This window comes from Kordia jejudonensis (assembly GCF_001005315.1).
In the GTDB taxonomy this organism is placed as follows: Bacteria; Bacteroidota; Bacteroidia; order Flavobacteriales; family Flavobacteriaceae; genus Kordia; species Kordia jejudonensis.
In genome coordinates, this window is sequence record NZ_LBMG01000090.1 from 1 (window position 1) to 6,972 (window position 6,972).

At 36.1% G+C, this 6,972-nt stretch carries 3 protein-coding genes; 1 reads left to right on the forward strand and 2 read right to left on the reverse strand.

Going from position 1 to position 6,972, the window contains the following annotated elements; translation table 11 throughout:
- The first annotated feature begins 133 nt into the window (after positions 1–133).
- Positions 134–4,348, forward strand: a complete 4,215-nt coding sequence (locus AA089_RS22415; RefSeq protein ID WP_046759261.1) for an InlB B-repeat-containing protein — start codon at positions 134–136, stop codon at positions 4,346–4,348.
- Between the two features lie 927 nt (positions 4,349–5,275).
- On the opposite strand, the gene AA089_RS22420 is transcribed toward AA089_RS22415, so the two are convergent.
- Together AA089_RS22420 and AA089_RS22425 are read right to left on the reverse strand one after the other, a co-directional pair.
- Positions 5,276–6,442, reverse strand: a complete 1,167-nt coding sequence (locus AA089_RS22420) for an acyl-CoA dehydrogenase family protein (RefSeq protein WP_046759262.1) — start codon at positions 6,440–6,442, stop codon at positions 5,276–5,278.
- A 22-nt stretch (positions 6,443–6,464) separates the two neighbouring features.
- Positions 6,465–6,972: ComEA family DNA-binding protein (locus tag AA089_RS22425; RefSeq protein WP_162200473.1), on the reverse strand; the 508-nt coding region annotated here is incomplete at its 5' end.

The window sequence follows — 6,972 nt, forward strand, 5'->3', positions numbered from 1 at the left end:
AAAAGCGAAGCAACCAAAAAGCAAAGCGACCCAAAAAACCATTCAGCAAAAAAACCGAACAGTTCAGAAATAAAATCAAAAAAAATATAGGATTCTCAATGATTTTTGTAGCGTAAAACACAAAAATTAAATTATGAACTCACGATTACTCTCTGTATTCCTATTATTCTGTTCCATTGCATTCGGACAAATTCCCACTAATGGTTTGCAACGTGCGTACGACTTCACAAATGGAAGTCTCGCCGATGGCGCCAATGGTGCCAACTTTACTCAAAACGGAACCAACTTAGTTGCTGACAACGATCGGTTTGGAGCGACTAACAACAGTATTGTCCTAAATGGCGATTTCCTAAACAGCGCCACATTTTCTTTTACCGATATCTCCATCGCTTTTTGGATCAAAACCGACGTCATTGACGGTAATGAAAGAACAATCTTTGATAAAAGTGAACGAACTTCCGCAAACTTTTCTTCAGCTAATGATTTTAAAAATGGCTTTTTCATATACCTCAAAAATGGTAGAATCGGTTTTAAAAGTAGTAGAAGAGTTGTTGCTAACAATAACACACAAGCACAAGGCAACTTTTTGGGCGATCGGTTTTTCTCTGAATTCGTTGCTGACGGAACATGGAAACATATTGTAATTACCATCAAAAAAGAAGCGACGCAATTCAACACTTCTTCTGGAAGAAATACATATCCTTACACGTATAATTATTATGTAGATAATACGCTGAGTCAAACCTCCACTGAAAATGTACAAGTTGGTGGCATCTTTACAGGAAGAGATTTAGACAGACCTGTAGATTTAAAAATTGCAAACATCAGTAACGGAGCGCTTACGGCAACGCAAACGTATCAAGATGCTATTGATGATATTTACATTTATAATCGTGTATTAACAGCTTCCGAAGTTTCACAAATTACTTTAGACAACAATTATACAGTTTGTGAAACGCCTGACATTACAGATTTTAGTGTCACAAACATCACTGAAAATTCAGCAGTCTTAGTATTACCACAAACGGAGATTTTTGATGTTGCGTACGGATTAACATCACAACCGTTCAACATGCATACAATTGTTACTGATGTAAACGGAAACGTATTTATAAACAACTTAGATTTGTCATCAGAATACACAGTTCGTTATCGTAAAAAATGTGCTGGAAACACCACATACAATCTGGCTTCAGGTTGGTCACTTCCTGCTACATTCCGTACAAAAGGACCTTTATTTGTAAACGGAAACGCAACAGGATTAAACGATGGTTCGTCATGGACAAATGCGTATACTTCGTTACAAGATGCATTAGCCACAGTAAATGCAGGAGAAGAAATTTGGGTTGCCAGCGGAACCTACAAAGCAAGTACAACCGACAGAACACAATCGTTTACTGTAAACAATGACGATGTAAAGTTATATGGAGGATTTGCAGGAACGGAAACGTCACTTTCACAACGAGATATTGCCAACAATGAAACCATTCTTTCAGGAGATATACTCAGTAACGATAATAGCGTAATTGAATTTACCGAATCAACTCGTTCAGACAATACACAACACATCATCCGATTGAACGCGCACAACACAACTATTGATGGTTTTACGCTAAGTGACGGACATACAATGGGCGCTTCCAACGAATCTGGAGCTGCTATATTTATTGCGGTAACGAATCCGTTAGGATTTACCGTAAACAATTGTATTGTTAAAAATAATGTAGCAGATAATGGTGCGTTCTTTACGTTTTCTAGTCAATTCGCATATTTGAATGGAACCAGAAATGTAAATGTTACCAATACTGTTGTTGAAAATAACTTAAGCCGATTTGGAACCATTAATTTTCGCGCAGCAAATGCTGAAAATACGATTGGAACTTTGTACAACTGTTTGTTTAAAGACAATGTCGTAAAAGACAGACCTGGAACAGCAGGTTTTGCAGGAAGTGTCGTTTGGGCAGTTTCGAATAGCGTCCCTGCACGATTGACAATTACCTTAAATGTAATTAACTGTACATTAGTCAACAATCAAGATTTAGGAACGAATAGCGGATTGAACAATTTTACTCGATCGCCAATTATGGTAGGTGAAAGTGGTTCAACAATGGAAACTGCTATTGCCAATACTATTATGTGGAACAATACCACTACTGGCGGAAATTCGTCACGTGCCGTTTCTGTAGGAAATTCATCAGCTACTGGAACTATTTTAATTTCAGACAGTATTTCCAATGACGATTTTGCAAATATTGCTTCAGGAAGTAAAGTAAATACAAACAATTCGGATCCGTTGTTTACAAGCGCAACCGATTTTACACTACAAACAACGTCGCCAGCAAAAGATTTTGGAGACAATTCAAAATTACCAACACCAATTAATATTGATTTGGTAGGAAATGGTAGAATTTTTAACGTTACCGTAGATATGGGCGCGTATGAATTTGGTGCAACAACATTCAGACCTATACTAAATATATTGGCTACGAATGGTAGTGTGACCACAAATCCGAATCCTACAAATGGTGCGTATGATTTTCTAGAAACCGTTTCGCTATCAGCTGTAGCTGATCCTGGATTTGAATTTACAGGTTGGTCAGGCGATGTTACTGGAACGAATGCAAACGAGCAAATTCTGATGGATAGTGGCAAAGCGGTTACGGCAACTTTTGCTCCAATTCAACGTACATTAACCATAAATTCTGCTGGCGGAACTTTTACAACCAATCCAAATCCTGTAAACGGAACATACGATGACGGAACAGTAGTTACGGTTACAATAACACCAAACACAGGTTTTATGTTTGATAATTGGAGTGGCGATGCTACAGGAAATGCAAACCCGTTAACAATTACGATGGATAATGATAAAATAATTACAGCGAATTATTCTAAAAATCGTGTCTTTGTAGATGCAAATGCTGCTGGAGCAAACAATGGAACAAGTTGGGCAGATGCCTACACAGATTTGTCGGTTGCATTGGCGGCGAATCCGATTTCAGATTTTTGGATCAAAGCTGGCACTTACACACCTGGAACTGCAAGAACCGACATTTTTACAGTAACTGCCGATCAAGCGTTGTACGGAGGTTTTAGCGGAACAGAAACCATGTTGAGTCAACGTGATCCTGAAATGAACGTCACGATTTTATCAGGCGATCTTTTAGGAAATGATGACGGCGGATTAACCTTTGGAAATAGTACGTATACAGATAATGTAATACGTGTACTGGAAATTACTCAAAATAATGTGGTTTTGGATGGTCTTACAATTTCAGGAGGAAACGCAAATGGTGGAAACAATAGTTTAAAATCGGGAGCAGCAATACGAATCTTTGAAGCGTGTAAAAATGTTACTTTCAACGATATGATATTTACAAACAATCGCGTTGAACGTGGCGGCGTTGTATACTATTCGCATGCAAATTCGCAATCAGGAAATTACGATTACACTTTTACCAATTGTATCTTCAAAAATAATTTGGGACGTTTTGCCACGCTAGTTTATGGTGAAAATCCTCGAACAAATGGTACGTTAACGTCTTCTTTTATCAATTGTGCTTTTTATGAAAATGTAACAGCAGATCTTTCTGGTTCTGATGCAGGTACAAACGCGTTATTTTGGTTTAGAACAGATGTGGCTACAACGCATGAAGCTATATTTATCAACTCAACCATAACTAATAATTCTTTAAGCGCAACTTCAGCTACTACAGCCGGAGTAGTTTCAATATCGAGAAGTAGTGGAACTGCAAATTTAGAAATGTACAATACCATTATTTGGAATAATACACTTTCCAACGGAAACGAACAAGTAAGTGTAAATAGATTTGGTACACAAACAGCTCCGAATTCAGTTACGGTGGCTAATAGTTTGGCACCTGACGGTTTTGCTAATTGGTCAAACATTTCTAATATTACTATGACAGATCCGATGTTTACTGATATTGCTATGGAAAATTACACCTTACAAATGGGTTCGCCAGCAATTGATACAGGAGATAACGCATTGTTACCAGCTTCTTTTACGGATGATTTGAATGGAAATACACGAATTGTCGGTGGAACGATTGACATGGGCGCATACGAGTATGATCCGACATTGAGCACGGAAGAAGTGTCTGTAAGACCGCTTAGTTTTACCATCTATCCAAATCCAACAAAAGCGACATTGAACATTCAAACCACTGAAAATATTCAAACTGTAACCATTTTCGATATGACTGGAAAGCAAATTTTGAAAACCAATCAAACTACTATTAACGTTCGAAAATTACAATCAGGAATGTACATACTTCAAGTTACCTCAAATCAAAAAAATAGCACAAAACGATTTATCAAACAGTAATTTGTTCATAATTTAGTACCCCAAATCAACTTGTGTTTAGCAAAAGCCTTATTCGTCATGAATAGGGCTTTTGTACTATATAGATTTAGATGTTGTTTTTTTGGCACAACTTAGTCGATATAAGTTTCCGTTTTATAAAATACGGTTATGACTTCAACTGTAGCACATATCGCTTCGCTCCTATCGGATATAGATTCACTATTTTTTTACATACTAAACAGCATTATATTTTACCTAAACAACGTCAGTTCGATATAAGTGATTCAATTCATATTTGTAATTAAGTTTGGAAACTCTCTACTAAATACCATATTTTCCGAGTCTTATTTTCATTTTCTTTGCTTTCCCAAAGAAAAGAAACAAAAGAAAGGGACCTTTTCCAGAGGTATTTTTAGTTTTTCTTTCTGAAAAAAACTAAAACCGCAGGAATTTCCCTAAATTTTTTCCAAGGCTTCAAAAATTTTTAACGGAAAATCCCTGCTATACTTCGGAAAAGAAAAGTATAGAACTAAATTTTTACGTCGAACTCCTTTAAATATATATTGTAAAGCAAAACTAATTTTAGTTTCTTATTTAAAAAGTAATACAATTAGTATTTCCAATCTTAATTACCAACATAGAAACACCGAATGTTTTCATTAAAACTTACACAGTATTGCCACAATAGTTCTTGATCTCACGCTACAGCTAAATCGCAAAATAAATTGATTGATCGTTTAAAAATGAGCTAACTTTTACAAACAAAAAGATAGTGTACATGTAGATTTACTAAACGAAATTGCTTTTGTGACGCCAATAGTTTCTAAAAGATTTAAATTTAAAAACTTTACAGTATAAAAAAGCACCACTTCATCAAAAGTGGTGCTTTCCTCTTATTTGATAGTTATTAAAAAATCTCGAAAGATAGTTTGTATACTATCACTAATTCTAAGTTGCTGGCTTGTAATCTTTTTTATCAATAATCATTTTTGCGATGATTTCTCTAAGAATCTCAGATGTTCCGCCACCAATAGGTCCTAAACGACTATCGCGCAACATACGTGCCAATGGATATTCTTCCATGTAGCCATATCCCCCCAACATTTGCAAACATTGATAAATAACAGTGTCTGCCATTTTTGTAGATTGAAGTTTTGACATGGTTGCTTCTTTAACAACATATTCATTTTTATCAAGTCTGCTTGCAATAGCGTAGTTAAACGTTTTACACATTTCCAATTCTGTTGCTAAATCTGCCATGGTATGACGCAACGCTTGAAATTTATCAATAGTTCTACCAAATGCTTGTCGCTCAGACATGTATTGCAATGTATATTCTATAGCATATTCTGCTCTTGCATGCGCATTAATTCCCATAATAAGTCTTTCTAACGCAAAGTGTTGCATTATGTATGGAAAGCCCATATTTTCTTCTCCCATAAGGTTTTCAGCAGGAATTTCTACATTATCAAAAGCAATTTCGCCTGTATCAGAAGCTCTCCAACCTAGTTTATCTAACTTTGTGGCAGAAATTCCAGGAACATCTCTATCCATAATGAAGATGCTGATTCCTTTGTTTCCAAGTTCAGGATTTGTTTTTGCGGCAACAACCAAATAATCACTATATACTCCGTTTGTGATAAATGTTTTTGAACCGTTGATGATATACTTATCTCCTTTTTTAACAGCCGTTGTGCGCATTCCTGCTACATCTGAGCCACCAAAAGGTTCTGTAATACACAAGCAACCAATTTTTTCTCCTGTAATACTTGCTGTAAGGTATTTTTCTTTAATTTCAGGACTTCCTTCTTTGTTTACATGCGTCATCGCTAAATATACGTGCGCCCAAATTGCTGCGGCGAATCCTCCAGAATTGATCCGTTGTAATTCTTCAAGTAGTATAACGGTGTAAAACAGGTCTAAGTCCATTCCGCCATATGCTTCTGGATAGGCAACTCCAAAGAATCCCATTTCTCCAAACTTCTCCCAAATGAAGCGTTCAATCGTACCCGTTTTTTCCCATTTATCAATGTGTGGAACGACTTCCTTTTTTAAGAAATCTCTTAAACTTTCTCTAAAAAGTTGATGCTCTTCGGTAAAGTACATGCTGTTCATATATGGCAATTTTTATATTTTTTTATTGAATTAACAAATATAATTCAATTATCTCGATTTTCTTCGTTGGAAAGTTGCGAATTTTTGCCAATTCTTCAAAACTTTTGAATCCTTCTCGTAGTGTTCGCTCGTTTATAATTTCATCTGCGAGTTCGTAATTTATGTATGGAATTTTGAGTAATTCTTCTAATGAACACGCATTGACATTCACTTTCACGATTGTTGGTTTTTCTATGTAGAATTGCTTCCACACTTTCTGAATCACTTCTGGCTGTAAGCCATACACATCATTTAATTGAGATTTTGTGACAAATCCGCCTAATTTTGTTCTGTAGTTCACAATGCGAGCAGAGAGTTTTTCGCCGATTCCATAAACTTTTCTGAGTGCTTCGGCTGTTGCCAGATTGATGTCTGCTTTTTCAGGCACCAGTGCTTTCCTTTCCGCTGTATTTGATACATCTAGGTAGAAACGTTTCCAAACTTTCTGAACAACTTCTGATGACAAACCATATACATTGTCTAATTCAGAT